Origin of the sequence: Pseudomonas putida (genome assembly GCA_029953615.1) — a bacterium.
GTDB lineage: Bacteria > Pseudomonadota > Gammaproteobacteria > Pseudomonadales > Pseudomonadaceae > Aquipseudomonas.
This window is the reverse complement of the sequence record CP124529.1, coordinates 4,666,853-4,690,324: the sequence shown is the minus strand read 5'-3', so window position 1 is coordinate 4,690,324 and position 23,472 is coordinate 4,666,853. Positions and strand designations below refer to the sequence as shown.

24 protein-coding genes and 1 pseudogene are annotated in these 23,472 nt (G+C 64.6%); 5 read left to right on the top strand and 20 right to left on the bottom strand.

Features of this window, described 5'->3' with window-relative positions; genetic code table 11:
- Window positions 1-8 precede the first annotated feature (8 nt).
- From QIY50_21505 to QIY50_21495, 3 genes are read right to left on the bottom strand one after another with little or no spacing between them, the layout of a single operon-like run.
- The gene (locus QIY50_21505; GenBank protein ID WGV19863.1) at window positions 9-1,649 is read right to left on the bottom strand and encodes an MlaD family protein; all 1,641 of its coding nucleotides are present in this window, start codon (window positions 1,647-1,649) and stop codon (window positions 9-11) included.
- Window positions 1,633-2,277 carry a paraquat-inducible protein A gene (locus QIY50_21500; GenBank protein ID WGV19862.1) on the bottom strand — a complete coding sequence of 215 codons (645 nt, stop codon included), beginning with the start codon at window positions 2,275-2,277 and terminating at the stop codon, window positions 1,633-1,635. Before QIY50_21500 ends, QIY50_21505 begins: the two co-directional genes overlap by 17 nt.
- Window positions 2,274-2,870 (bottom strand): paraquat-inducible protein A, encoded by a 597-nt coding sequence (locus QIY50_21495; GenBank protein ID WGV19861.1) that lies wholly within the window; start codon window positions 2,868-2,870, stop codon window positions 2,274-2,276. Before QIY50_21495 ends, QIY50_21500 begins: the two co-directional genes overlap by 4 nt.
- A 150-nt stretch (window positions 2,871-3,020) precedes the next feature.
- Here QIY50_21495 and QIY50_21490 point away from each other — a divergent pair, with 150 nt between their 5' ends.
- Entirely contained in the window at window positions 3,021-3,494 is a 474-nt protein-coding gene (locus tag QIY50_21490) for a YMGG-like glycine zipper-containing protein (protein ID WGV19860.1), read from the top strand.
- Window positions 3,495-3,541: 47 nt separating this feature from the next.
- Here the strand turns inward: QIY50_21490 and QIY50_21485 are convergent, their stop codons facing one another.
- Window positions 3,542-4,447: a LysR family transcriptional regulator gene (locus QIY50_21485; protein WGV19859.1), complete on the bottom strand. Its 906-nt coding sequence runs from the start codon at window positions 4,445-4,447 to the stop codon at window positions 3,542-3,544.
- 151 nt (window positions 4,448-4,598) lie between these two features.
- On the bottom strand, window positions 4,599-4,784 hold the full coding sequence (locus QIY50_21480) for a hypothetical protein (GenBank protein WGV19858.1): 186 nt from the start codon (window positions 4,782-4,784) through the stop codon (window positions 4,599-4,601).
- Between the two features lie 200 nt (window positions 4,785-4,984).
- Between QIY50_21480 and QIY50_21475 the strand changes: the two genes are divergently transcribed.
- Window positions 4,985-5,371 carry a VOC family protein gene (locus QIY50_21475; GenBank protein WGV19857.1) on the top strand — a complete coding sequence of 129 codons (387 nt, stop codon included), beginning with the start codon at window positions 4,985-4,987 and terminating at the stop codon, window positions 5,369-5,371.
- Window positions 5,372-5,377: 6 nt separating this feature from the next.
- On the opposite strand, the gene QIY50_21470 is transcribed toward QIY50_21475, so the two are convergent.
- The 7 genes and pseudogenes from QIY50_21470 to QIY50_21440 all read right to left on the bottom strand — a co-directional run bounded on the left by QIY50_21470 (window position 5,378) and on the right by QIY50_21440 (window position 11,663).
- Window positions 5,378-6,745 (bottom strand): ATP-binding protein, encoded by a 1,368-nt coding sequence (locus tag QIY50_21470; protein ID WGV19856.1) that lies wholly within the window; start codon window positions 6,743-6,745, stop codon window positions 5,378-5,380.
- Window positions 6,742-7,404, bottom strand: coding sequence for a response regulator (locus QIY50_21465; protein WGV19855.1), 663 nt, complete (start codon window positions 7,402-7,404; stop codon window positions 6,742-6,744). The genes QIY50_21470 and QIY50_21465 overlap by 4 nt, the downstream gene beginning before the upstream one ends.
- A gap of 2 nt (window positions 7,405-7,406) precedes the next feature.
- The gene (locus QIY50_21460) at window positions 7,407-8,048 is read right to left on the bottom strand and encodes a tetratricopeptide repeat protein (protein ID WGV19854.1); all 642 of its coding nucleotides are present in this window, start codon (window positions 8,046-8,048) and stop codon (window positions 7,407-7,409) included.
- Complete coding sequence (locus QIY50_21455; GenBank protein ID WGV19853.1) at window positions 8,045-8,851, bottom strand: SDR family oxidoreductase; 807 nt, start codon at window positions 8,849-8,851, stop codon at window positions 8,045-8,047. The genes QIY50_21460 and QIY50_21455 overlap by 4 nt, the downstream gene beginning before the upstream one ends.
- The gene (locus tag QIY50_21450) at window positions 8,838-9,518 is read right to left on the bottom strand and encodes an iron-containing redox enzyme family protein (GenBank protein WGV19852.1); all 681 of its coding nucleotides are present in this window, start codon (window positions 9,516-9,518) and stop codon (window positions 8,838-8,840) included. Before QIY50_21450 ends, QIY50_21455 begins: the two co-directional genes overlap by 14 nt.
- A 15-nt stretch (window positions 9,519-9,533) precedes the next feature.
- Window positions 9,534-10,994: an AMP-binding protein gene (locus QIY50_21445; protein ID WGV19851.1), complete on the bottom strand. Its 1,461-nt coding sequence runs from the start codon at window positions 10,992-10,994 to the stop codon at window positions 9,534-9,536.
- A pseudogene (locus QIY50_21440) lies at window positions 10,984-11,663 on the bottom strand (thermostable hemolysin). The gene QIY50_21445 and the pseudogene QIY50_21440 overlap by 11 nt, the downstream one beginning before the upstream one ends.
- A 112-nt stretch (window positions 11,664-11,775) precedes the next feature.
- On the opposite strand from QIY50_21440, the gene QIY50_21435 reads away from it, so the two are divergent.
- Window positions 11,776-12,345, top strand: a complete 570-nt coding sequence (locus QIY50_21435; GenBank protein WGV19850.1) for a hypothetical protein — start codon at window positions 11,776-11,778, stop codon at window positions 12,343-12,345.
- 129 nt (window positions 12,346-12,474) lie between these two features.
- On the opposite strand, the gene QIY50_21430 is transcribed toward QIY50_21435, so the two are convergent.
- From QIY50_21430 to QIY50_21420, 3 genes are all read right to left on the bottom strand, one after another.
- Window positions 12,475-14,154, bottom strand: a complete 1,680-nt coding sequence (locus tag QIY50_21430) for an MFS transporter (protein ID WGV19849.1) — start codon at window positions 14,152-14,154, stop codon at window positions 12,475-12,477.
- A 181-nt stretch (window positions 14,155-14,335) separates the two neighbouring features.
- A complete protein-coding gene (locus tag QIY50_21425) occupies window positions 14,336-14,746 on the bottom strand; it encodes a VOC family protein (GenBank protein ID WGV19848.1) in 411 nt (136 codons plus the stop codon).
- A gap of 82 nt (window positions 14,747-14,828) precedes the next feature.
- The gene (locus tag QIY50_21420) at window positions 14,829-15,755 is read right to left on the bottom strand and encodes an alpha/beta fold hydrolase (protein ID WGV19847.1); all 927 of its coding nucleotides are present in this window, start codon (window positions 15,753-15,755) and stop codon (window positions 14,829-14,831) included.
- On the opposite strand from QIY50_21420, the gene QIY50_21415 reads away from it, so the two are divergent.
- Window positions 15,754-15,927, top strand: coding sequence for a hypothetical protein (locus tag QIY50_21415; protein WGV19846.1), 174 nt, complete (start codon window positions 15,754-15,756; stop codon window positions 15,925-15,927). The two genes, QIY50_21420 and QIY50_21415, sit on opposite strands and share 2 nt — an antisense overlap.
- A 13-nt stretch (window positions 15,928-15,940) precedes the next feature.
- On the opposite strand, the gene QIY50_21410 is transcribed toward QIY50_21415, so the two are convergent.
- Complete coding sequence (locus tag QIY50_21410; GenBank protein WGV19845.1) at window positions 15,941-18,457, bottom strand: UvrD-helicase domain-containing protein; 2,517 nt, start codon at window positions 18,455-18,457, stop codon at window positions 15,941-15,943.
- A 175-nt stretch (window positions 18,458-18,632) separates the two neighbouring features.
- Between QIY50_21410 and QIY50_21405 the strand changes: the two genes are divergently transcribed.
- Entirely contained in the window at window positions 18,633-19,331 is a 699-nt protein-coding gene (locus tag QIY50_21405; GenBank protein ID WGV19844.1) for a pirin family protein, read from the top strand.
- Between the two features lie 130 nt (window positions 19,332-19,461).
- Here the strand turns inward: QIY50_21405 and QIY50_21400 are convergent, their stop codons facing one another.
- The 4 genes from QIY50_21400 to QIY50_21385 form a co-directional block, all read right to left on the bottom strand.
- Window positions 19,462-20,361, bottom strand: coding sequence for a transporter (locus QIY50_21400; protein WGV19843.1), 900 nt, complete (start codon window positions 20,359-20,361; stop codon window positions 19,462-19,464).
- Between the two features lie 77 nt (window positions 20,362-20,438).
- Window positions 20,439-21,500 (bottom strand): phenol 2-monooxygenase domain-containing protein, encoded by a 1,062-nt coding sequence (locus tag QIY50_21395; GenBank protein ID WGV19842.1) that lies wholly within the window; start codon window positions 21,498-21,500, stop codon window positions 20,439-20,441.
- Window positions 21,501-21,511: 11 nt separating this feature from the next.
- Window positions 21,512-21,871: a phenol hydroxylase subunit P4 gene (locus QIY50_21390; GenBank protein WGV19841.1), complete on the bottom strand. Its 360-nt coding sequence runs from the start codon at window positions 21,869-21,871 to the stop codon at window positions 21,512-21,514.
- A 65-nt stretch (window positions 21,872-21,936) separates the two neighbouring features.
- Window positions 21,937-23,451, bottom strand: a complete 1,515-nt coding sequence (locus QIY50_21385) for an aromatic/alkene/methane monooxygenase hydroxylase/oxygenase subunit alpha (protein ID WGV19840.1) — start codon at window positions 23,449-23,451, stop codon at window positions 21,937-21,939.
- Window positions 23,452-23,472: the final 21 nt, after the last annotated feature.

Below are 23,472 nucleotides of genomic sequence, written 5' to 3'. Positions count from 1 at the left end.
GCGTCTCCTCAGGGTTCAAGGTCTGCGGCGCTGGCCGCTTTCGGCCGGCCACGTATCAGCGATTCGGGGTGCCGGCCCAGGTAATCGGCCAGGTCCCGCAGCGATCGCGACATGCGCTCCAGCTCATCCAGGGTTTCACCCATGCGCTCGCGCTGCGGCGAGTCCTCGGAAATGGCCGAATTGGCCGTGCGCAAGGTCTTGTGAACTTCGTCCAGCGCCACCTTCACGTCCGGCAGCGTCTGGCCATTGAACTGTTTGAGGCTGGCGCGCAGCTCACGCAGGCTGCCGTCCAGGTTGTTGGCGATGCTTTCCAGCGGCAATTTGCTGATGCGCTCCACCACCCGCTGCAGCTGTTCCTGCAACTGCTCCAGGCTGCCCGGCAATGTGGGGATGGTGATGGGGTCGGCGGTCTTGTCGAAAGCCACCTTGGGGGCATCCGGGTAGAAGTCCAGGGAAATGAACATCTGCCCGGTGATCAGGTTGCCGCTTCGCGCCTGGGCCCGCAGCCCGTGCTCGACGAAGGTGCCGATCAGCCGCCGCGCGCCGTCCATGTCGCCTTCGACATGCTTGAACACATTCAGCATCTTGCGGTGCACCGGCCCCAGCCGTTGCGGGTAGATCACCGCATCGACCACCACCGGGAAGGTTTGCCGGGTGGCATCGTAGTCGAGCTTGACCGAGGTGACCCGGCCAAACTCTACACCCTTGAACTCCACCGGGGCCCCCACCGACAGGCCACGCATGGCCTGGTCGAAACGCAACTGCAGGTACTGCGCCTGACCAGTAGGCGGGGCCAGGGCGGTGTCGCGGTCGGCAAACAGCTGGAAGTGCGCCTGGTCGGCAGCCGGCTCGGCTTGCGGGGCGAAGTCGGGCGAGCCAAAGGCCAGCCCGCCCACCAGGATGGACGACAGTGACTCGGTATCGATCTTCAGGCCGTTGGCACCGATCTGCATGTCGACGCCACTGGCGTTCCAGAAGCGGGTATCGGCGGTGACGAAACTGTCGTAGGGGGCCTGCACGAATATGCCAATTTCCACGCCCTTGCCATCGTTCTGCAGGGCAAACGACACCACCTCACCCACCGGGATCTTGCGGTAATAGATCGATGAGCCAATATCCAGCGACCCCAGGTCGCTGGCAGTCAGGACAAAGCGCTTGCCCTTTTCGTCGTAGGTGATCGGCGGTGGCAACTCCAGGCCGACGAAGGACTTCTCGGGCACTTTCGATTCGCCGGAATCTGCCCCGATGAAACTGCCCGACAGCAGCGTGTCCACGCCGGACACGCCGCCCACCCCAATGCGTGGCCGCACTACCCAGAAGCGTGCGCCCTGGGTAGCGAACGCACGGGCGTCGTTGGACAGCTGGACCTTGGCGACCACGCTCTTCTTGTCGTCGGCCAGGTCCACCGTAGTGACTTCGCCAATCACCACGCTGCGGTATTTGACCTGGGTCTTGTGCGCCACCAGCCCTTCCCCGGTGTGAAAGGAAATCGCGATGACCGGGCCTTGCTGCATCCAGTTGCGCACTACCAGCGAAGCGCCGATCAGAATTGCCAGTATCGGCACGATCCACACCAGCGACACACTCCAGCGCCGGGTGCGCACTTCAACCTGCCCCGCGCGCTCGCGCTTGTCAGTCTCTTGCACCATCAATACGGCCTCCCTCGTTCGCTCGGCTATCCCAGATCAGGCGTGGATCGAAGCTCATCGCAGAAAACATGGTCAGAACCACCACCATGCCGAAAAACAGAATGCCCACCCGTGGCTCGATGGTGCCCAGCTCGCGCAGTTGCACCAGCGCCGCCACCAGCGCCACCACCATCACATCGAGCATCGACCAGTAACCGATCAACTCGACGAACCGGTACAGTTGCGAACGCTGCCGGCAGGCCCAGGTGGAACCACGCCCGGCGGTAAACAGCAACAGGCCGAGCGAGAAGAACTTGATGGCCGGCACGCCCACGCTGGCAATGAAGATGATCAGCGCGATATCCCAGGCACCTGCCTCCCAGAACTCCAGCACGCCACCGCCAATGGTGCTTTCGCTGCCGCTGCCAAGCATTTCGGTGTGCATGACCGGTAGCAGGTTGGCGGGGATGTAGAAAATCAGCGCCGCCAGCAGAAACGCCCAGCCGCGGCTGATGGCATTGGCCTTGCGCCGGTGAATGGCAGCACCACAGCGTTCGCAGGTGTGCTTGTCGCTACCCAGTTCGCAGGCCTGACCGCAGCCATGGCACAGGCACAGGCCCAGCTCGTCGGCGCTGGCCGGGGTATTCATACCTGCTCCCAAAGGTCGCGGATGTCTTTGCCGGCGATATGGATGATCAGCATGCTCAGCGCAGCTAGCGCCAGCAGGCCGATGCCAGGTATCACATCGAGAAACCCCGCCAGCTTGATCACCGCCACCATCGCCCCTAGCAGGCACACTTCCAGCATGCTCCAAGGCCGCAGGCCCTCCAGGCTGCGCATGCACAGGGCAAAACCGGGTGCGCGCTGGCCAGCCAGGGCGAAACCCAACACCCAGCACAAGAGGGTAATCTGCAGCACCGGCGCAAAGATGATCGACAGGGCCATGACCAGGGCGATGAAGGTGATGCTGCCGTGGCTGAGGATCTGCACCGAGTCCCATAAGGTCGCGGAATGGGTGAGCCCCTGCATGCCAATGGTCATCACCGGGTAGAAGTTGGCGAACACCAGCAGGATGCCACCTGTCACACTCAGGGCCAGCCGCTGCTGCACGGTCAGCGAGGTGTGCCGGTACAGCACGCCGCCACAGCGCTGGCAAACGGCGCGCTGGTGCTTGAGCAACGGCGCACGGTGGTAAACCGTGTCACAGTACTCACAGATGATCAGCTGCTGGGTCTGGCTCATGGGGTTTCCACAGGTAGCCCGGATTCACGCCGTGATACGCAGGCGAACCACGTTTGATATCCGGTTTAGACCATCCCGGCAAAACTGCCATCATCGACAGCAAAGAGAACTATCCTGTGAAACGGGATCCCCACCCGCTGGAGGTTTGCCATGCGTACGTTCACGTGGAGTTACCTGCTGGTGCTGCTGTGCGCGGCATCGGCAGCCCAGGCGCAGTCGGTGGTGCCGCTCAAGGGCCAGAGCAGCCAGCAGATGCAACTGGATATCAATGATTGCAATACCGTCGCGACCAATGCCGCGAACAGTGCCGCCACATCCAGCGACCCCCATGTCGGTGGCCGGGTACGTGGTGCCGCCGCCGGCGCGGTTGCCGGTGCGGCCGGCGCGCAGGTGCGCGGCAACCAGCACGACGAGCTGTATGACCGGGTTGGTGATGACGCCAAGCAGGAATACCGGCAGAACCGCGCCGGCGAAGTGGCCGCCGCTGGTGCTGCAGTCGGTGGCATGCGTCAGCGCCAGGACCGCCGTCAGGACCGGCGCGGCCAGGACGAAGCGAAAGCCCAGGCTCATGCCAGTGCCTATGCCGGGTGCCTGCAAGGGCGCGGCTATCAGGTCAACCCCTGATCAGCAGGCGCGCCATGCCTCGGCCGGAGGATGCATGGCGTGCCCGTTCAGAACTTGGCCAATTCTTCCCGGCAAAACTCGACGAACAGCTGCGCCGGTTTGGTCAGTTGCACACGTTTCAACCATGCTGCCGCCAGCCCTGACAGCGCCACTGGCTCGGCAATGTCCAGCATGGCCAGGCGTTGCCCGTCGTAGGTGTACTCCGAATGCGGCCGCGTCACCAGCAGCGAAAAGCCGAACCCCTGCCCGACCATGCCACGCACCATCTCGATCGACGGCGAGCTGAAGACGATATTGGGCGTCAGGCCCATTTCGTTGAACAGGCTGACGAAGTAGGTACGGCTGGGGGCAACGTCCAGCAGAATCATCGGTTCCGGGCACAGGTCACGCAGCGACACCTGGGCCTGACCGGCGAAGCGGTGGCTCTCGGGCAGCAGCACATAGGGTTTCTGCGGCGGCATCAGCGGCTCGGCCTCGATGGTGCCGTCCAGGTCATGGTCGTAGAGGAACGCCAGGTCGAAGGTACCTGCGGTCAGGCCCTGGATCAGCTCCTGCTGCTCGCCGTCGCGCAGTCGGATATCCACCCCCGGGTAACGCTGGCGAAAGCCGGCGATCAGGCGTGGCAGGTACAGCGGTGCCACGGTTTCGAAGCAGCCGATGTCGATCTGCCCGGCCACGGTATCGTTGTCGGCCAGGGCGTTCTGCTCGAACTCGTGGGCCATCTGCAGCAGCGACCTGGTCTTGGCATAGAAGCGCTTGCCGCTGGGCGTGAGAGACACACCCTGGGCGTGATGGCGGATGAACAGCTGCACGCCGAAGCTTTCTTCCAGGCTCTTGATGGCCGTGGAGATGGACGGCTGGGCGATGTACAGCTGGCGTGAAGCCTCGGCCACGCTGCCGGCCTCGACGGTGGTGACGAAGTACTTGAGTTGTCGCAATGTGTAGGCCGCCACGGGCACCTCTCTGACGCCGGTCTGGGCGCGCTGGGATCATGCCTGTCACTTTACCCTCGGCAGCGGCTGGGTGGGGGCCGGGTGATGAAGGATTTACCTATGGCTTGAGCAGGTTTTTACGAGGGGACGCCGTGCGCCCCCCCCCTTTGCTTCACTCGAAATCGATATTGGCGATTACACAGTCATCACCAATCAGTTTGTACCCTGGCGTGCAGGGCATGCCGACTACTGGCTGTACACTGCGCTTGCGCCGGGACAACGTTACCTGCGGTTCTGCATTTGCCAGCTGTTCGTGGTCGAGAGTGTCGTCTGGCTCGTTAACGGGTTTTTCTTGCATGGGGTTCACTCCTTGGATTGGGTGGTATTGCCCGATCAACGCTACAGCCCCCATTGCCACCAACCCATCTGGAACTTTGACCGTGAAAAGAAATGCTGTCGGATCGCGCTGCAGGGCTCTCAGTGAACCCGGTGCCCTGGCCAAATGCCGCTGATTGTCTTTACTGGTACTCAACGACTCCAGGCATACGGTGTGCGTTCATGAAGATCATAGTCACCAGCATCCTCGTCGACGACCAGGCCAAAGCCCTGGCTTTCTACCACTACGTACTCGGTTTCGAGCCCAAGCACGACATCCCCATGGGCCGACACCGCTGGCTCACCCTCACCTCCCCCAACGACCCCAACGGCGTCGAGCTGCTGCTCGAGCCCGACGCGCACCCGGCCGCCAAGGTCTACAAAGCCGCGCTCAAGCAGGACGGCATCCCCGCCACCTCGTTCGGTGTGCGGGACATCCAGGCAGAATATACCCGGCTGTGCGCGGCGGGTGTGCAGTTCACCCAACCGCCTACTGCCATGGGGCCAGTCACCGTAGCGGTGTTCGATGACACTTGCGGCAACCTGATCCAGATCGCCCAGAAACACTAGCAACGTTCAGGGCTCCACGGGCAGGCGCAAGGTCGCGCGCAGTCCGTGTGGCGTCTGGTTGCGCAACTGCACGCTGCCACCCAGGCGGGTCATGATGGTGCTGACGATCGACAACCCCAGCCCGGCGCCATTGGTCGAGCCCTTGCTGTAGAAGCGCTCGAACACCCGCTGCTGGTCGACCTCGGCGATACCCGGCCCCTCGTCGTCGACGCTGATCAGCAGGGCTTGCCCTTCACGCTGCAGTGTCACGGCAACCCTCCCCCCCGCTGGCGAATGATCCACGGCATTGGCCACCAGATTCTGCAAGGCAATTCCCAGCGCGCCAGCGTCGGTATGCAAATGGTAGTCGCCCGCGGCGATGTCCAGCGAAGGCTCCAGCCCGCGCTCCAGTATCCAGGGGGTCAGCTCGGCCAGGGTCTCGGCCACCACGCCCTCCAGGTCCACCCGCGGCCAGTCACGCCGGCCTGGTCGCGGCTCCAGGCGGGCCAGGGTCAACAGCTGGTTGACCACCCGGGCAAGGCGGTCGACGCCGCCCATCAGGAACTGCAGGGCCTTGTCCCGCTCGGCAGCGCTGTCCGCATTCAGGGCGTTTTGCGCATGCAGACGCAGGATGGCCAAGGGCGTGCGCATCTCGTGGGCAGCGTCGGCGATGAAACGGTGTTCGCGGCGCAGAAGGTCGTCGATCTGCCCGAGCAAGCGGTTGATCGCCGCCTGCATCGGTTCCAGCTCCTTGGGCAACGGCACCAGCTGCAAAGGCTCGAGCGACTCGGCGTGGCGGGCGCGGATCACCCTGGCCATGTTCTGCAGCGGCCGCAGCCCCCAGCCAATGGCCGCCCACACCAGCAAGGCCAGGGCCAGGCTGCCGAACAGGAATGGCAACAGCGTGTGCTGCACGATGCGTTCGATCAGGTCATCACGCACGTCGTTGCGCTCGCCCACCCAGATCACCCAGTGTTTTTCCGGCACCGGCAAGACAAAACTGCGCCAACGGCGCCCTTCCACCACCACGTCGGCAAAACCCGGCACCCGCGGCGCCTGCCCCAGCTGCGGGGCGCTGGGCGTGTGTACCAGCAGCCCGCCGTCGTCGGCCCATACCTGGAAGGCCAGCTTGCTTTCGTAGCGGTGCCCCACCTTGTGGTGCCCGGCCTTGCTCAAGGCCTCGTCGAAGGCGCGGTACAACTCGTCACGGCTCTGCTCCTGCACCGGCAGGCTCATTATGCCCTGCAGCAGCCGGGCGTTCTGTGCCAGGTGGGCGTCGTACACTTCGTTAATTTCATGACGGCTGTCGTGGTAGTTGTACAGCGCCAGCAACCCGCTGCCGACCAGCAACAGCAGCATCACCCGCCACAAGGTGCGTTGGCGCAACGAACTCATGCCTTGCCTTCCACCAGGTAGCCGATCCCGCGCACGGTGCGGATCAGGCCGTTGAACAGCTTCTTGCGCAGCTGGTAGATGTTCACTTCCAGGGTATTGCTCTCCGGCTCTTCATCCCAGCCATACAGCAACTGGGTCAAGCGTTCGCGCGTGAACACCTTGCCCGGCTGGGCCAGCAATTCGTGCAGCAACAGGTATTCCTTGGGCGTGAGCACCACCGGCTGGCCCCGGTAGTGCACCTGCTGGCTGACCGGGTCCAGGCATACCCCGGCATGCTCTATCAGCACCCGGGCGCGGCCGCTACTGCGTCGCAGCAAGGCCCGCAGGCGGGCCTTGAGTTCGTTGAGGTCGAAGGGTTTTACCAGGTAGTCGTCGGCGCCGGCATCCAGCCCGACGATACGGTCCTCTGTCGCATCGCGGGCGGTCAGCACCAGCACCGGCAGGCTCTTCCCGGCTGCACGCAGGCGCCGCAACAGCTCGATGCCATCCAGGCGCGGCAAGCCCAGGTCGAGGATGGCCAGGTCGAATTCCTCGTGACACAGGGCATGCAAGGCGCTGGCGCCATCCTGCAACCAGTCGAGGGTATAGCCCTCGCGGCGCAGGCCGTCACAGATCCCCTCCCCCAACGCGGCGTCGTCTTCTACCAGCAGCAGGCGCATGCTTAATCCTGTTTTTCCTTGATCGCTTTGAGTAAAGCATCGATTTCACCACGCCGGCCCTGGTCGGCCAGCTCTCTCCCGGGCCGGGGCGGTGCCTGCAACGCCTTTTGCAGGGCCGCGCGGGCTTCGTCGTAGCGGTTTTGCCGGTACAGGTGGTCAGCCCAGAAGTAGTTGCTGTCGATACCGTCGGGGTTGATCGCCAGCGCCTGGCGCAGCATGGCCTCGGCCTTGGCCTGGTCGCCGAAGCTCAACGGCCAGCCGGGGACCTGGTCGTACAGCGCGCCCAGGCTGGTGTAGGCCGAGCCCTGCAGGGCCTTGGGGTCCATGGCCAGGGCCTTTTCCAGGCTGGCGCGAGCGGCCTTCACCTTGCCCAGCGCGCCCAACCCGCCGGTGGCACCGGCCCAGCTGCTGTTGACGATGCCGTCCCAGATCAACAGCTCTGCCGAACCCGGTTGCTGGTGCACCAGCGCCGCCGACTGTACCGCCAAGGCCTCGAACGCCCCGGCACGCTGCGCCTCGGGCAGGTTGTAGCGAATCACTGCCCAGCGCTGCTGGATTGCGTTGAGTTGCTGGGTACCGTTCTGGTCGAGGGCCCAGCTGAACGGGGCGATGGCCAGCAGGCTGGCCAGTATCAGACGTTTCATTTGCTCGACTCCTTGCTGTGCCAGGTGCTGTAGCGACGGATCAGCGGCAGTTGCTTGCGCAGGGCGCGATCGACCACGCCCGGCAGCATGCCGTTAAGGCGCACGAAGAGTTTTTCCGGCCAGCCCAGGTACAGTTCGCTACGCTCGGCCTGTACTGCATCGAGCACTGCCCGCGCAACATCCCGCGGGTCATCGACGCCTACCTTCAACGCCTGGTTCAGGGCCTGCGCGGCGCTACTGTTCATCGTCGTGCGGGTGGTGCGCGGTGCGGCATACAGCACGTTCACCGAGGTATCGGCAAGCTCGCGGCGCAATGCCTCGGAGAACCCGCGCAAGGCAAACTTGCTGGCGCAGTAGGTGGCATAGCCCGGGTAACCGATCGAGCCATAGATCGACCCCACGTTCACCACCAGTGCATTGGGCTGCGCGCGCAGCAGCGGCAGGCACAGGCGGGTGAGCTGCACGGCGGCCTTGATGTTGAGGTCGAACAACTCGTCCAGGGCGGCCTCGTCCAGCTGTTCGAGTAACGCGAAGCGGTTGACCCCGGCGGCGTTGATCAACAGGTTAAAACTGCCCATCGCCCGCGCCGCTTCCAGCACTTCACGGCGCCCTTCGGCGCAGCGCAGGTCGGCCTGCTGCCAGCGCAGTTGCCCGGGGTAGCGCGCCATCAGTTCGGTCAGCCCGCCCTGCTGCCGGCTGACCGCCAGTACGCGGGCACCGGCGCTGCACAACTGGGCCGCCAGCTCCAGGCCGATGCCGCCGCTGGCGCCGGTGAGCAACGCCACGCAATCAGGCAAGCGCATGCTGTACCTCCTGCTGTGCGGAACGCGGCAGGCCTTCGAACATGGCGGTATACAGGCGATACACCACTTTGGCAGCGTGGATTACCGCCTGCTGGTCCTCGGGCTGTTCCAGGCGATTCATCAGCCCACGGTAGGTGGCCATGTGGTCCTGGTCCAGGGCGCCATGGGAACTCAGGTAGCTGAACGCCTGGTCCGGCAGGCCGAGGCTGCTCTGCAGGGTACCGGCGGCCTGGGTGGCCAAGGCAATGCTGGTGCCTTCGAGCACGTTGACCATGCCGAACAGCCCGACCGGGTTGCCACGGGCAATCTGGTCGTAGAGAAATGCCACCATCAGCTCGATGGGCAATGCCGGCCGGCCGGCCGCAACCTGATGCGGGTCGCCACCGCAGGTGGCGATGTCATCGAGAATCCAGCGCTCATGGCCGTATTCCTCCTCGATGTATTCGCACACTGCGCCGCGCAGCCACTCGAGCCGCGCCGGCAAACGGGCCCCGCAGGCCATCATCAATGGTACGGTGTGCCGCACGTGGTGATAGGCCTGGGTGAGAAAGGCCACATAGGCCTCGAGGCTGGCTTTGCCGGCCAGCGCGTCGCGGATGACCGGGACACTGAACAATGCCGTACGCTCGTCGGCGGTTTCCTGCTGCAGCATGTCGAAGAAAAGCATGGCAAACCTCGTAGATCATTGAAGGTCGGATAACAGGGAGTGGTAACACCGCAGGATCTGTTCGCGGCGTGGCCGGCCGTTGGCGGTCAGGGTTTGCCCGGCGGCACTCAAAGGCTCGGGCAGGCGCCGCCAGGCATGCACCCGGGCATAGTCCGGCAGGCCGGCATTGGCCTGGCGGATGGCCCGTTCGAGGGTATGGTCGTCAGCCTGGGGGTCCAGCGGCCAGATCAGCGCCAGGTTGTGTGCCAGACCTTCGCCGTGGACGAACGCCTGGGCGATCACCCCGCCCTGGGTCAGTTCGGCCTCGACCCATTCAGGGTTGACGTTGCGCCCGAAGCTGGTGCTGTACTGGTGCTTCTTGCGCCCGGCCAGGTACAGGAAGCCATCGCTGTCGAAATGGCCCAGGTCACCGGTCGACAGCCACAGTTCGCTGAACGGTGGTTCGCCCAGGTAGCCGAGCAACGCCGAGCCGGCCACCTGCACTTCGCCATCTTCGGCAATGCGCACCTGCACATGCGGCAGCGGCCGCCCGACACTGCCCGGGCGCCGGCCCCCGGGGCGGTTGAGGCACACCACCGAGGCACATTCGGACAAGCCGTAACCTTCGAACACGGGTAGCCCGACTGCCTCGGCGCGGGCCAGCAGGCTAGGCGCCACGCGTGCCCCGCCTACCGCCACGAAGCGCAACGGGCCTACCCGCATCAGGCCACGCTCGATGGCCGTGACCAGGCCGAGCAGCAGCTGTGGCACCAGGATCAGGCTCTCGGCACCACTCAAGGCGATGGCGCCCAGCAGTTGCCTGAAGTCGACCTGGCTGGCACCGCGAAAACCCAGCTGTGCCTGCGGGTAAAGGGCGATGCTTGCCCCGGCCAGCAGGGCCGCGTACAGGCCCAGGTTTTCCAGCAGCACCGCCAGAGGCAATACCGCCAGGTATTTGCCCGGCGCCGTAGGCCGGCTGGCGGCCTCCAGCTCACGCGCTACCCGCAGCATGGCTTCGGCGCTCAGGCACACGCCCTTGGGTGCTCCGGTGCTGCCGGAGGTGTAGGTAATTTTCGCGGTCCCCGCTGGCAAGGGCGCGCCCGCTGGCGGCTGGCGGCTCCAGAAACGCTCGCCGGCACTGAAGCCGCAGGCATGCAAGTCGTCAGCGAAGGCTTCATCGGCCAGCGCCAGCATTGCCCCGCTCTGTGCCAGGCAGTGGCGGCGCTGGGCGCTGCTGAAGAATGCCGGCAGTATGACGATGGGGCGCGCCGCGAACAGCGCCGCCAGGTCCCAGAACAGCGCCTCGGGGCCGTTCTCCAGGGCCAGGGCGAAGGTGCCCGGTGGCTGCGCGCTCAACCAGGCCCGACGTTGCTCGACCTCGTCCAGCAACTGTTGATAGGTGAATGGCCCGCCAAGGCCCAGCAACGCCGGTTGCGCCCCCCGGTGGCGCGCATGCAGTTGCAGCACCTCCCTGAACAGCTGGCATTCATGCGGCATGGCCAGCCTCCTGCACGCTCGCGGGCAATCCCAGTCGGTCGAATACTCCGCCGCGGGCCAGGGCCTCATGGCCATAGCCGATGTTGCCGACGAACACTTGCGGGTGCTGCGCGTAGTAACTGCCCCAACTGTCGGCGTCGCCGTTCAGCCGACCAGGGTCGGCCACAGCCAGCGCCGTGGGCACCAGGCCCAGGCGATGAAAGCTGTTAACCAGGGTCGCGGCCCCGGTGAACGCCACCCACTGCAAGCCGCGGGCGGCCAGCAACCAGGTCACGGCAATGATCATGATCCGCGCGCTGCCGGCGCTGAGCGCGGCCAGATTGCCCACTTCGACCAACTGCGCGCACGGCTTGCCGGGCTGCCCGCCAGCCGGGTCACGGCCACTTCCAGCGGCTCATCCAGGTAACGCTCGATGAAGGTCGGGCCACTGCTGGCCAGGCGTACGCCAACGGCGGCCATCAGGCGCCCGTGGCTGTCATGCAGGCCGAGCAGTTCGGGCAGGTAGTGCTGCACGTCGGCGTGGTGCGCGCAGGCAAAACGGGCGTGAATGAACTGCTCCAGCTCGTCGCGCCCCGGCTCCCCGGGGTGTTTCAGCGTCATGTGGGCAAGGCGATCGCCGTGGTTGCCGATAGCCAGTGGAAACAGGCTGGAGCTGTCTGCCTGAGTCATGACTGTCCCCCTCTCAAGTAAGGTGTCGGGGCCAGTATCAGGGGGCAATCTGAAGCCAATCTGAAGTGCTACATTTGCCCTTGCCCTCATTGCGCACCAACAAGGAAAACAGATGCGCCACGAATTCAGCGAAGTGCTCAACGACCTGGTCGACTACTTTCTGCTCGGCGATATCCAGCTGCTCGAACGCTTCAAGCAACAACATGAACTGCCCGACGACCTGGCCCATGCGTTCACCCACGGCGACAGCGGCGACCAGGCCGTGCGCGAAGGTATCGTGCTGCCGCTGGCCGGGGTCGACAACCTGCCCTACCGCATCCTGTTCACCCTGGACAGCCACACTCCGGCCCTGTGCGAACCCGGCAGCCGCCTCAAGCACCGCCGCAATGGCTATGTGCTGCAGGTCGAGCACGGCGCGCTGATGCTGTACACCTGGCGCATCCTGCAGCACTTCACGCCCAAGACATTGGGTGACCTGATGGCGCGCTACCAGGTGCCGGGGCGGCCGATCATCGAGCTGGACAATGGTTGGTATGACGTCGAGGTGCTGGCGGGTGCGCTGGTGCGGGACGGGCTGTACGAGCCGGCATTCGAGTTCGTGTTGAAGAAGCGCTGGAGCCGGGGCGAGGCTGCCGGGGTGGATACCGGGTATGCCTTTGGGTTGCGTGGCTACTTTGACTGATTGGGTGCCTGTGCCGGCCTCTTCGCGGGCTTGCCCGCTCCCACAGGTAACTCACTGCCCTCAGGCACAGTGGTATCCCTGTGGGAGCGGGCAAGCCCGCGAAGAGGCCGGTACTGGCAGCCTAAACCTTCAGGTGTGGTTGATATCCCGGTCCTTGGTCTCCGGCAGGAAGAATATCCCCAGCACCGCCGTCATCAGCGCAATCACGATCGGGTACCACAAGCCGTAATAGATATCGCCGGTCGCCGCCACCATGGCAAACGCCACCGTCGGCAGGAAGCCGCCGAACCAACCGTTGCCGATGTGGTAAGGCAGCGACATCGAGGTATAGCGGATACGCGCCGGGAACAGCTCGACCAGCCAGGCGGCGATCGGCCCGTAGACCATGGTCACGTAAATCACCAGAATGGTCAGCAGCAACAGCACCATCGGGTAGTGGATCTTCGCCGGGTCGGCCTTTTCCGGGTAGCCGGCTTCCTTCAACGCCCCGGTCAAGGTCGCGGTAAAGGCGTCGCTCTGGGCCTTGAAGTCCGCTGCCGCCAGGCTACTGCCATCGAAGCTCGGCAGCACCCGTTCACCAATGCGGATCTGCGCCACGCTGCCAGGTTCGGCCGCTTCGTTGGTATAGGGGATGGCCCGCTTGGCCAGCAGGCTCTTGGCGATATCGCAAGAACTGGTGAATTTGGCCTTGCCCACCGGGTCGAACTGGAACGCGCACTGGCCAGGGTCGGCTACCACCACCACCGGGTTCTGCTCCTGGGCGACGAACACGTCCGGGTTGCCGTACTGGGTCAGGGCCTTGAAGATCGGGAAGTAGGTCAGCGCCGCGATGATGCAACCGGCCATGATGATTTTCTTGCGGCCGATGCGGTCGGACAGGCTGCCGAAGAGGATGAAGAACGGCGTGCCGATCAACAGCGAACCGGCAATCAGCAGGTTGGCGGTCTGCGGCTCGATCTTGAGCATCTGCAACAGGAAGAACAGTGCATAGAACTGCCCGGTGTACCACACCACGGCCTGACCGGCGGTACCACCGAGCAGCGACATGATCACCACCTTGAGGTTGTCCCAGCGGGCGAACGATTCGGTCAGCGGCGCCTTGGACGCCTTGCCCTCGGCCTTCATCTTCATGAACACCGGCGACTCGTTGAGTTGCATGCGGATGTACACCGAAATCGCCAGCAGCAGGATCGACAGCAGGAACGGCACCCGCCAGCCCCAGGCCTCGAACACCTCGTTCCCCATGGCCGTGCGGCAGGCCATGATCACCAGCAGCGAGAGGAACAGCCCCAGGGTGGCCGTGGTCTGGATCCAGGCGGTGAAAAAGCCGCGCCGGCCCTTGGGGGCATGTTCGGCCACGTAGGTGGCCGCGCCGCCGTATTCGCCGCCCAATGCCAGGCCCTGCAGCAGGCGCAGGGTAACCAGGATGATCGGCGCGGCCACACCAATGGTGGTGTAGCTGGGCAGCAGGCCCACCACAGCGGTGGACAGGCCCATGATGACGATGGTGATGAGGAAGGTGTACTTGCGCCCGATCATGTCGCCCAGGCGACCGAACACGATGGCGCCGAATGGCCGCACGGCAAAGCCGGCGGCAAAGGCCAGCAAGGCGAAGATGAACGATGTGGTTTCATTGACCCCGGCAAAGAAGTGCTTGGCGATGATCGCCGCCAGGGAGCCGTACAGGTAGAAGTCGTACCATTCGAATACCGTGCCCAGGGACGAAGCGAAGATGACCTTGCGCTCCTCCCGGGTGATACCGCGTTGGGGCGCACTACTGCCCGTGGATGTGCTGTCGAGAACCGCCATGGGGTGCCTCCGTCTTGTCGTCATGCAGGCCGGGAGCACCTCATCCGCTGTTGCACCGTCGCACCCAGGCCCTGGGGGCTTGCTTTGGTTATGCGAAGCACGACGAGGCAGGCCGCCTCGGATCGCAGCAAGGTTACTGAAGCATAATAGGCTTTGACGGGATATCCACTGCGGGCCGCTGCTACAGCACTGGCCCTTTCAGCTCCACCTGGTTGCCATCCGGGTCGTAGCAGTACAGCGACAGCCCTTCACCTTCGGCGCCGTAACGTTTCTCGGCAGGCGCCACCTGTACCCCCGCGGCTTGCAGGTACGCCCGCAGTGCCGGCTCGTCGAACGGCTCGATGCGCAGGCAGAAATGATGCAGATTGCGCCCCTCGGCCCCCGGTGCCGCGCCACCAGGCTGGCCCAGCGGGCCGTCCAGGGTGACCAGGTCGATCATGGCCGTGCCGGTGGCCAGGTGGACCATGCCCAGGTCTTCGCGTACGCGGCTGACCGTGCAGCCGAGCAGGTCGGTGTAGAAGGCAATGCTACGCGGCAGGTCGCGGACCCGCAGTACCAGGTGGTCGATGTGCTTGATGGTGAACGGGCGCATGCCGGGCTCCTTGTGGCGGTCGGTTTCCAAGGGTAAACGTCCACCACAATAGCCCACCGGCGCATGCTCCGACCATACTCCGCTATTCGTTCACCAGGCGCTGCAGCACGCCGCCTTCATGGCGGGCCAGGATGCGCAGCAGCTGGTCGACCAGTGCCCGGTCCGGTGCATCCAGATGGAAGTGGTGCCCGCCCGGGTGCCATGACACCTTGGCATGGCTGGGCAAGGCCGCCTGGCGCCGGGTAAAGGCCTCAGCGGTGAATGCCCCCTGACGGCCGAACAGCAAGTAAAGCGGGCAGCGGATCTGACTGAGCAGATCGCAGGCTTCGCGCTCGGTCAGCGGCATGGGTTCGGGCAGCACCAGACGCGGGTCGTGACGCCAGCAATAGCCCTCGCCCAATTGCAGCAGGTCACGCAGCGCCAGCAGCCTTGCCGCCTCTTCCGACAGCTCGGTGTCAAGGCGCTCGCGGCGTTGCGCCAGCGCCGTGTCCAGGTCCTCGAAACGGCCGACGTGCGGCTCGGCAAAACCCTGCAACTGGCTGCGCTGCACCATGCGCTTGAGCCGATAGGCCCGGGCCAGGTGCTGCACGCGGTCGTCCTCGGCCACCGTGAACGGTGCGCCCATGCCGTCGAGGAAGGTCATGCTGGCAATACCGCTGGTCATGGCCGCCAGCAACGACGCCACCCCGGTGCCCATGCCATGGGCCAGCACATGGAATTGCGCCAGGCCCAGGCTGTCGGCAACCGCCAGCATGTCCTCGGCATGTTCCCACAGGTAGTAGCCACTGTCGTGGCGGCGATGGGCCGAGCGGCCGTGGCCGACCAGGTCGGGGGCGACCACGAAGCAGCCATCGAGCATCGGTGCCAGGCGTTCGAACGAGGCGGCGTTGTCCAGCCAGCCATGCAGGGCCAGCACCGGGATGCCGTCTTCCGGCCCCCAGCAACGCACGGCAATTTCAATGCCGTTAAGGTCTAGCAGGTGATCCTTGGGTGTCGATGAAGAACGCATGGGTACACTTCCTGACTGGAGCCTGGTACGACCACACCAGGCCGAATACGCCGCCGGCCCCTTCGCTTCCTGTCGCCAGCGGCAACCCTTGCGCCGGGCCATTCAGGGCTCCGACACGTTACCTTGGCGCAACCTCAGCTACACCACTGGCCCGTCACCGACCGTGACTTAACCGTCACCGACCCTCACTGCCCACGCAGGTCCTCGAAGAACGCCTGCTTGCCATCCACCTGGCTGGACGCCCGCGGCGCCGCGGCGGCTTCGCCATTGGCGGCCTCGACATGCCAGTAACAGTGTCGTACCGCCCGGGTCACCGCTACATAGGCCAGGCGCTGCACCTCTTCCTTCTGCGCGGTATCGAATGGCTGGGCATCCCCGGCCCTGCCCAGCCCGGCCTGGCGATACACCTGGTTCTTGTAGGGCGAGCTGGTCAGGTACTGGCAGTCACCCAGCATGAACACCGCGTCGGCCTGCAAGCCCTTGGCGCTGTGGTAGGTCAACTGGCGCAGCCGGCGTTGCTCGGCTGGCAACGCCGCCTCTGCGTGCAGCACGCTTTGCAGGTGCTCGTTCATCAGCGCCCGGTCGCTGCCCTTGCGGTACAGCATCATCACCGTCTCGCCACGCTGGTAGTGCTCGAGCAGCGTTTCACCCAGGGCGGCCTCGTCACGGTCGAACACCTTGACCGGCGAACCCGGCAGCTCGGCCGCCGGGCCACTGGCGCGGGCCTTCTTGCCGGCAATTGCCGGGGTACCCTTGACCAGGTGTTCGGCCGCGTCGATCACTTGCTGCTGGCAACGGTAGTTGTCGACCAGCATCACCCGCGTGTTGGCCGGCGACGGGAAGGCTTTGATGAACTCCATGAAGTACTTGGGCGAACTGCCGCGCCAGCCGTAGATCGACTGCCAGTCGTCGCCCACACACAGCAGCGATGAATGCCGGGCGTGGCGCCCGCTGTGCATCGACGGGCCGCGCCGGCGGATTTCGGTGAGGCTGGCGCGCAACCAGCTGACGATCTGCGGCGACACATCCTGGAACTCGTCGATCATCAGGTGCGCCAGCGGCCGCAGCAACGGGTCGGGTAGCAGTTGCAGGTTTTCCGGATTGTTTTCGCCGAACAGGGCAAACATGCGGTTGTAGCTCATCACCGGCGGCGACTGGTCCAGCAGGTGCGCCTCCAGGGCCTTCCAGTACAGTGCCAGGGCCTCGAAGAACAACGCATCGCTGTCACCGGACGGGAAGCTCATGGCCGCCACCGCGCTGTTCACCTCCAGGCCGAGGTTTTCGATGAAATTGGCCGCGCCAACAAAGGCATCCAGCAACGGCGCCGGGGCCAGTTCGCCCTTGACCTTGTACTCGAAACCGGGGCCGGCCACGGCATCACCGGCCAGCGAAGCTGCCAGGCGCCGGGCCATGGCATAGTTGTCGAGCCAGATCAGCGGCCGGTCGCAGAAGGCCTGCAACAGCGTGCGCTTGACTGCCCACTCGGCACGCACCGCCAGCTTGGCGCCGGGGCGCTGGTACTGCGCGCTTTCCGCCGGGTCGAAGCCCAGTACTACCAAAGGGCCCTGGCCGGCCAGGCGGCCATGCACATGGAAGCGGCTGCCACGGATCTCGACGGTTTCGCGGCAGGGCTCGATGCCTTTGATCGGCCAGGCACCGGCGGCGAACCACAGGTCCTCGATCACGTCGCACAGTTCTTCGTCGCGCTGGGCCGCCAACTGGGTCACCTGGGCGCGCTTCTGCACGTCAGGATTGTTGGGGTCCAGCGGCTTCAGTTGCAGGGCTTCGCTGCGCAGCAGGCCGACCAGCTCGGCAAAACGCGGGCTTTGGACCAACAGGGTGCTGTAGCACTGGTTCAACTGCTGGCGCTGGGCATCGTTCAGACGCAGGTCGAACGGGTTGCTCTCGGCCTCGGCCTCACGCCCGGCCGGCATCTCGTTGCCCAGCGTCTCGAACGCGCGCACCTGGCCAAAGCCCGGCAGGCTGCGCACCAGCGGCAGAATGCGCGAATGGAAGGTACGCACCAGCTCGCGGGCCTGCAGCGGTTGCAGGTTGATCTGCCACACGGCGAACACCTGCAACAGGCGTTTGATGAAGTCCTTGCGCGACTCACGGGTGAAGGTGACCACGGTCATCGCGTCCAGTTCATAACCCAGGTAATGGCGCAACAGCAGGATGCGCAGCACCAGCGAGGTGGACTTGCCCGCACCGGCACCGGCCACTACGCAGGTGGACGGCGTATCGCTGAAAATCAGCTTCCATTGCGCGGCACTGGGTTGCGACTCGGCGGGCAGGCGCTGGGCGACATCGGCCTTGAAGCGTTTTTTCAGCTCGGTGGTAAGGGGCAGGCGCCAGTCATCGAACAGGTTGTCATCCTGGCCCGGCACGGCGGCGGTATCGGGGCGGGTATCGCGGATTACCAGCACCTGGCGCCCGGCCTCATAGCCCTCCACCCGCCCACGCTCGAACCCTTCACGCATGCCATCGGCATGGCCACTGCGCTGGCCGCTGGCATGGCCGAGGAACCACGAGTCGCGGTGCTGGGCCCTCAGGCGGGTCAGCCCGCGCCCCAGCAGGCGGGCCGCCAGGCGGCGAAACCAGGGCAGCTGGGCAGGAGGGGTAAGGTCGGCATGGGCCTGGGGTTGCTCTTGGGCCACGGTCACTCCGTTGAAAAACAAAATCAGCGGGCATGTTCGCCGCATCGACAAAAAATCGCCAGCGAATGCTTGCAGATCAGTGGATTAGGCGATGAAGCGGATAAAACACTCTATCGGGATACATCTATTTGGTCGATTATTTTAAGCCGATATTTACGCTTATTTTCGATGGTTCTTTGGCGCATCATGGCGTCATTCCACTGATTCAAGGAGCACGACCATGCTGCAACTGCGACCGTTCGAAAGCCTCGGCCACGCCAACCACGGCTGGCTCGACGCCCACCACCATTTCTCGTTTGCCGAGTACTACGACCCGGCACGCATGCACTGGGGCAACCTGCGGGTATGGAACGACGACCTGATCGCTGCCGGCAGCGGCTTCCCGCCGCACCCGCACCGCGACATGGAGATCATCACCTATGTACGGGAAGGCGCGATCACTCACCAGGACAGCCTGGGTAACAAAGGCCGCACTGAAGCGGGTGACGTACAGGTGATGAGCGCCGGTACCGGCATCGTGCACAGCGAATACAACCTGGAAGACGTCGACACGCGCATTTTCCAGATCTGGATCGTGCCGGAGCGCACCGGTGAAGCACCGCAGTGGGGTACCCGGCCATTCCCGAAAGGTGAGCGTGGCGAAGGTTTCGTGACCCTGGCCAGCGGTCGTGCAGGCGATGAACACAGCCTGCAGATCCGCACCGATGCGCGCTTGGTGGCTGCCACCCTGCGTGCCGGTGAAACTGCCGAATACCGCTTCGATGCCGCACGCCGGGGTTACCTGGTTCCGGCCAAGGGGCTGGTGGAGGTCAACGGGCTGCGGGCCAAGGCGCGCGATGGTGTGGCGATCGAGCAGGAGCAGGTGCTGCGGGTGACCGCCATCGAGGACAGCGAGATCGTGCTGGTAGATGTGGCCTGATGGATCGGGCCAGTGCAGGCTGCCTTGTATTGCCTGCACTGGCCTCATCGCCGGCAAGCCAGCTCCAACAGGTGGGAGCTGGGTTGTAGTGGCGTCGAACCGCGGCGATGGGCTGCATAGCAGCCCTCTTTCAGAAGGGCAAGGTCAGCTTCAGCCAGTAGGCATCGCCCTGGGCGCGGTTGCGCACTTCGGTTTCCTTTGACCATTTCGCCGTCACGAACCAGCCATCCTTGCCGCTGTACTTGATCGACGGGCCAACGGCAAAGCTGCGCCCTTTGTTGTCGTCGATACGCTCGCCATCCTGATTGTCGTCAGTCGTCTGCCGGTAGTAATACCCCCCTACCCCCAGCACCCAACCATTCCCAAGCCCCCAACCCACCGCATAGTCCACATGAAATTCCTGGCCCGAGCGGTAATCGGTGGCCGGGTTGCGGCGGTTGAAGTCATACATCACCTTGGCATCCAGATTGAGCCCGGCCGGGTCGACGTAGCTCATCGCATATACCGGCTCGAACACCCAGTAGTTGCGCCCGGGGTTGGCCAGGTCATCCCTGTCGTAGCGGCCGGTGGGAGCAATCATGTCGAAGGCCAGGATGCTGTGGAACTTGTCGCTGTGGTGAAAGCCCAGCGCCGGGCCAAAGATCACGTCGCCCAGGCCGCTGTTGTGCTGCGACTGACCATTGAGCGACACCTTGACGTCCACCAGCGGCACGATCGCATGCAGCGCCAGGCTGCCGCCCAGCACCGTGTAGTCACTCACCCAGATCAGCCGCGGCACGATGGCGTTGGCGCGCACGCGGAAGTCCACCGGCAGTTTGCGCCCGTCGTTGCCACGCAGGTTGTCGGCTTCGTAATGGTTGACGAACAGCTGGCCATAGAAGCCCGGCGGCGGCATGGCGCCGGACATGTAGTTTTCGGCACCCAGCGGGTATGAGGTGCCGCCCCCTTCGGTGGCATGGGACAGGTTGGCAGCGCCGAACAACGTGGCGCACACGGCAAGGCGAAGCAGGTTCGCTAGGGTCGGGTTCATCGGGTCAACCTTTGTTGTTGTTATCGGTCGGGTGCAGGCTGGCCCCCCGCAGATCAGGGAGCCGGGCAGCAAAGGGTTCAGATGCGCTTGAACAGGGCCGAACGCTGGCCGTCGGCGGCACCGTCTGCGGCGCTGTAGAAGCGCTCCATGAAGATGTCGCGCTCGAACAGGCGCCCTTGCATCAGGCAAGTGATGGCCGCATCGATCATCGGTGGCGGGCCGCAAAGATAGGCCTTGTGGCCGTTGAAGCGGCCCTCGAAATGCTGCCTGGCCGCGTCGTGCACGTAGCCGCGCACACCTTGCCACTGCACGTCCTCGGCGGCCTGGCTGAGGGCCGGCACGTAGCTGAAATTGGCATGCCGGGTAGCCAGCGCCTCGAACAGTTCGCGGTTGTACAGCTCGGCACGGGTGCGGGCGCCCTGGAACAGGGTGATGCGCCGGGTGTCGCCACGCGCCAGCAGGTCGAGGATCATCGACTGGGGGCTGGACAGCCCCGAGCCGCCGGCGATGAAAATCAGGTCCCCCGGCTGCGAGCTGCGCACGAAGAACTGCCCGTAGGGGCCCGACAGCTCCAGTGCGTCGCCGACCTTGAGCTGCCGGTGGATGTGCCCGGTAGCCACGCCGCCTTCCACCAGGCGCACATGCAGCTCCACCTCGTCGGCCTGCTGCGGCGGGTTGGCCAGGGAGAACGCCCGGGTGCCTTCGATGCCCGGCAGTTGCAGGTTCACGTACTGCCCGGCCTGGAAGGCCATCGGCCGGTCGAGCTTGAGGTGTACACCGCGGATGGTCGGCGACAGTTCCACCAGTCGGGTAACCACGGCACGGTAGTCCTGCACCGGCAGGCCGGCGAAGTCCGGGTCGACATCGATGTCGGCCTCAATCACCAGGTCGCTCTGCGGGACGGCGCAGCAGGCTAGCACCTTGCCCTCGTCGCGCTCCATGTCCATCAGCGCAAATGACGAGGCAGCCCCTAGGTCGACTTCACCTTCGAGCACCTGGCACTTGCAGGTGGCGCAGGTGCCGTGGCCGCAGGCAAACGGCAGCCAAACGCCCTGGCGCAGGGCGGCCTCGAGGATGGTCTGGCCCACCTCCACTTCAATCTGTTCGCCTGTGGGTTCGATAGTGACTTGATAGCTCATGGCAGCATTCCTCAGTTATGGCTGCCGCCCAGGCCTTCGAGGCCTGGGGTGTGCAGGTGCAGCAGGCTCTTGTGGGCGATGCCGTTGGCGGCCAGGCCACAGGCCAGGTCGGGGCTGAACGGCTGCTCGTTCAGGCGCCAGCGCGCCACGGTGAAGTCGACCTGGGCGGCATCAGGATGCAGGGCAATGGCTGGCTTGACCACTTGCTCGATGAAGGCGGCGAAGGGTTGCGCCGGGTCCACCGGCAGGGTGAAGGGTGCGCAGAACAGCAAGTGGTTTTCCCAGCACAGGTACACCAGCTGGGCGCCGTGGAAGTTGGCCTGGAGGTCCAGGGGTTGGGCAGTGTAGGTGCCGATGGCGGTCACGGGCATGGCAATGTTCCTCTTGTTCTTGTCGGGGCCAAGGCGCAGCAACGGCGCCCTGGCGCTTCAATGGTTCAGCCGGCCTGGCGCTCGGTGCCCTGCACGGCCTGCCAGCGCTGCTGTTCGGGTGAGCCCTGGTACTCGAAGTTGTCCTGCCCGGGGGCGATGTTGTAGTAATCGCGCACCACTGCCTCGACATCGCCACCACCACAGTTGCCCTGCAAGATCTGGTGCACCGGCAGCCAGGCCTGCACGTACTTTTCCGGTTCGAAGGCGAAGATGTCGCAGCAGCCATCGGAGCAGAAGTGGTAGCGCTCGCCTTCATGCACCAGGCTGCGGTGGCTCAGCTGCGTAGGCGCATCCGGCTCGGTGAAGGCCAGCGGAATCTGGCAGACCTGGCAAAGCATCGGCAGCGTCGGGTTGTAGAAGCGCTCGCCGCGCGCCTGCAGTTCGCGCCAGTGCTCGTAGCGTGGCCGGTAATAGCGGTCGAAGGTGTCCGGGTACTTGGCCGACAGCCAGTCCAGTTCCTCGTCAGTGGGGATCCACGTGTGGAAGTTGGTCGCCTGGCTGTACTGGTAGAAGATCGACCAGGCCTGATGACTGATGTGCTCCTTGCCGATGGTGGTCTGCTCGACGTACTTCGGCGGACGAATGCCGTAGCGCTCCAGGTCCTTGAACAGCGCTCCGCCGGCCTGCTCGAAGTACACCTCCCAGGCTTCGGCCCAGGACATCACCTTGTTCGGCAGCATGTAGTCCATCATCATCCCGACCAGGGTCAGCAGCCGGTAGCCGCGCCAGAACCACTTGTCGATCCAGCGCTGCACGATGGGCACGTTGTCCTCGTGCTGTTCCAGCAGGAACTTGATCACCTCAAGGCCCAGGGTCATGTGCCTGGCCTCGTCGGACTGCGCCGAGAAGCCAAAGGTGACCGTGGCCATGTCGCCATTGAATGCTGCGCCCGACATGAACGGCACAAACAGCAGGTTGGTCAGCACATACTCGAACGAGAACGAAATGGCAGTGAGGAACTCGAACGGGCCAGCCGTGCGCGCATCCTCGAAGAACGACTTGGGCACCGACAGGAACCACACCCGGTCGTGCATGTGGGCAAAGTCATGCAGGCCGTTGAAGTGCTTGTTGTAGTGGCTCATGGCGTGTACCTGGGTCTGCACGTGGCGCAGCTCGTCGATGGCCTGCATCTGGCAGGCCACCCGCGCCCCGGCACCGCCAAAGTGCCGGCCAACCCGGGCAAAGCCCTGGTAGGCCTGGTACTCCAGGGGCGTGACACCGCTCAGGAACAATTTCAGGGCATTGACGTAACGGGCGTCCGAGATGTTCTGGTGGCCGTTGTTCTGGGCAAAGGCATCGAAGATGGCGTACAGCTTCTTCTCTTTCTCGGCCTGGTATTTCCAGTAGGCGTCCATGGTCAGGCGGAACGGGTCTTCCCACTTATCCCAGTCGGTAATCTTGATGCCCTCGAACCGCTCGTAGGGGTAGATGGCGTCCTTGCTCTGATAGCTCGGCTCCCAGCCCAGGTCTCGGGTCAGGCAGCGGTACTTGTCTTTCTGGTTGAGGCGCTTGGCGGCCATGGTGGTCTCCGGGTTCTTGTC

Bases quoted from the DNA above. Each gene is read 5' to 3' on its own strand.
- QIY50_21425 (WGV19848.1), bottom strand. From the start codon at position 14,746: ATGCGCCCGTTCACCATCAAGCACATCGACCACCTGGTACTGCGGGTC.
- QIY50_21405 (WGV19844.1), top strand. From the start codon at position 18,633: ATGCTGCAACTGCGACCGTTCGAAAGCCTCGGCCACGCCAACCACGGC.
- QIY50_21500 (WGV19862.1), bottom strand. From the start codon at position 2,277: ATGAATACCCCGGCCAGCGCCGACGAGCTGGGCCTGTGCCTGTGCCAT.
- QIY50_21385 (WGV19840.1), bottom strand. From the start codon at position 23,451: ATGGCCGCCAAGCGCCTCAACCAGAAAGACAAGTACCGCTGCCTGACC.
- QIY50_21430 (WGV19849.1), bottom strand. From the start codon at position 14,154: ATGGCGGTTCTCGACAGCACATCCACGGGCAGTAGTGCGCCCCAACGC.
- QIY50_21505 (WGV19863.1), bottom strand. From the start codon at position 1,649: ATGGTGCAAGAGACTGACAAGCGCGAGCGCGCGGGGCAGGTTGAAGTG.
- QIY50_21415 (WGV19846.1), top strand. From the start codon at position 15,754: ATGGGTACACTTCCTGACTGGAGCCTGGTACGACCACACCAGGCCGAA.
- QIY50_21480 (WGV19858.1), bottom strand. From the start codon at position 4,784: ATGCAAGAAAAACCCGTTAACGAGCCAGACGACACTCTCGACCACGAA.
- QIY50_21390 (WGV19841.1), bottom strand. From the start codon at position 21,871: ATGCCCGTGACCGCCATCGGCACCTACACTGCCCAACCCCTGGACCTC.
- QIY50_21395 (WGV19842.1), bottom strand. From the start codon at position 21,500: ATGAGCTATCAAGTCACTATCGAACCCACAGGCGAACAGATTGAAGTG.
- QIY50_21465 (WGV19855.1), bottom strand. From the start codon at position 7,404: ATGCGCCTGCTGCTGGTAGAAGACGACGCCGCGTTGGGGGAGGGGATC.
- QIY50_21475 (WGV19857.1), top strand. From the start codon at position 4,985: ATGAAGATCATAGTCACCAGCATCCTCGTCGACGACCAGGCCAAAGCC.
- QIY50_21445 (WGV19851.1), bottom strand. From the start codon at position 10,994: ATGCCGCATGAATGCCAGCTGTTCAGGGAGGTGCTGCAACTGCATGCG.
- QIY50_21435 (WGV19850.1), top strand. From the start codon at position 11,776: ATGCGCCACGAATTCAGCGAAGTGCTCAACGACCTGGTCGACTACTTT.
- QIY50_21495 (WGV19861.1), bottom strand. From the start codon at position 2,870: ATGAGCCAGACCCAGCAGCTGATCATCTGTGAGTACTGTGACACGGTT.
- QIY50_21420 (WGV19847.1), bottom strand. From the start codon at position 15,755: ATGCGTTCTTCATCGACACCCAAGGATCACCTGCTAGACCTTAACGGC.
- QIY50_21410 (WGV19845.1), bottom strand. From the start codon at position 18,457: ATGCGGCGAACATGCCCGCTGATTTTGTTTTTCAACGGAGTGACCGTG.
- QIY50_21460 (WGV19854.1), bottom strand. From the start codon at position 8,048: ATGAAACGTCTGATACTGGCCAGCCTGCTGGCCATCGCCCCGTTCAGC.
- QIY50_21455 (WGV19853.1), bottom strand. From the start codon at position 8,851: ATGCGCTTGCCTGATTGCGTGGCGTTGCTCACCGGCGCCAGCGGCGGC.
- QIY50_21450 (WGV19852.1), bottom strand. From the start codon at position 9,518: ATGCTTTTCTTCGACATGCTGCAGCAGGAAACCGCCGACGAGCGTACG.
- QIY50_21400 (WGV19843.1), bottom strand. From the start codon at position 20,361: ATGAACCCGACCCTAGCGAACCTGCTTCGCCTTGCCGTGTGCGCCACG.
- QIY50_21470 (WGV19856.1), bottom strand. From the start codon at position 6,745: ATGAGTTCGTTGCGCCAACGCACCTTGTGGCGGGTGATGCTGCTGTTG.
- QIY50_21490 (WGV19860.1), top strand. From the start codon at position 3,021: ATGCGTACGTTCACGTGGAGTTACCTGCTGGTGCTGCTGTGCGCGGCA.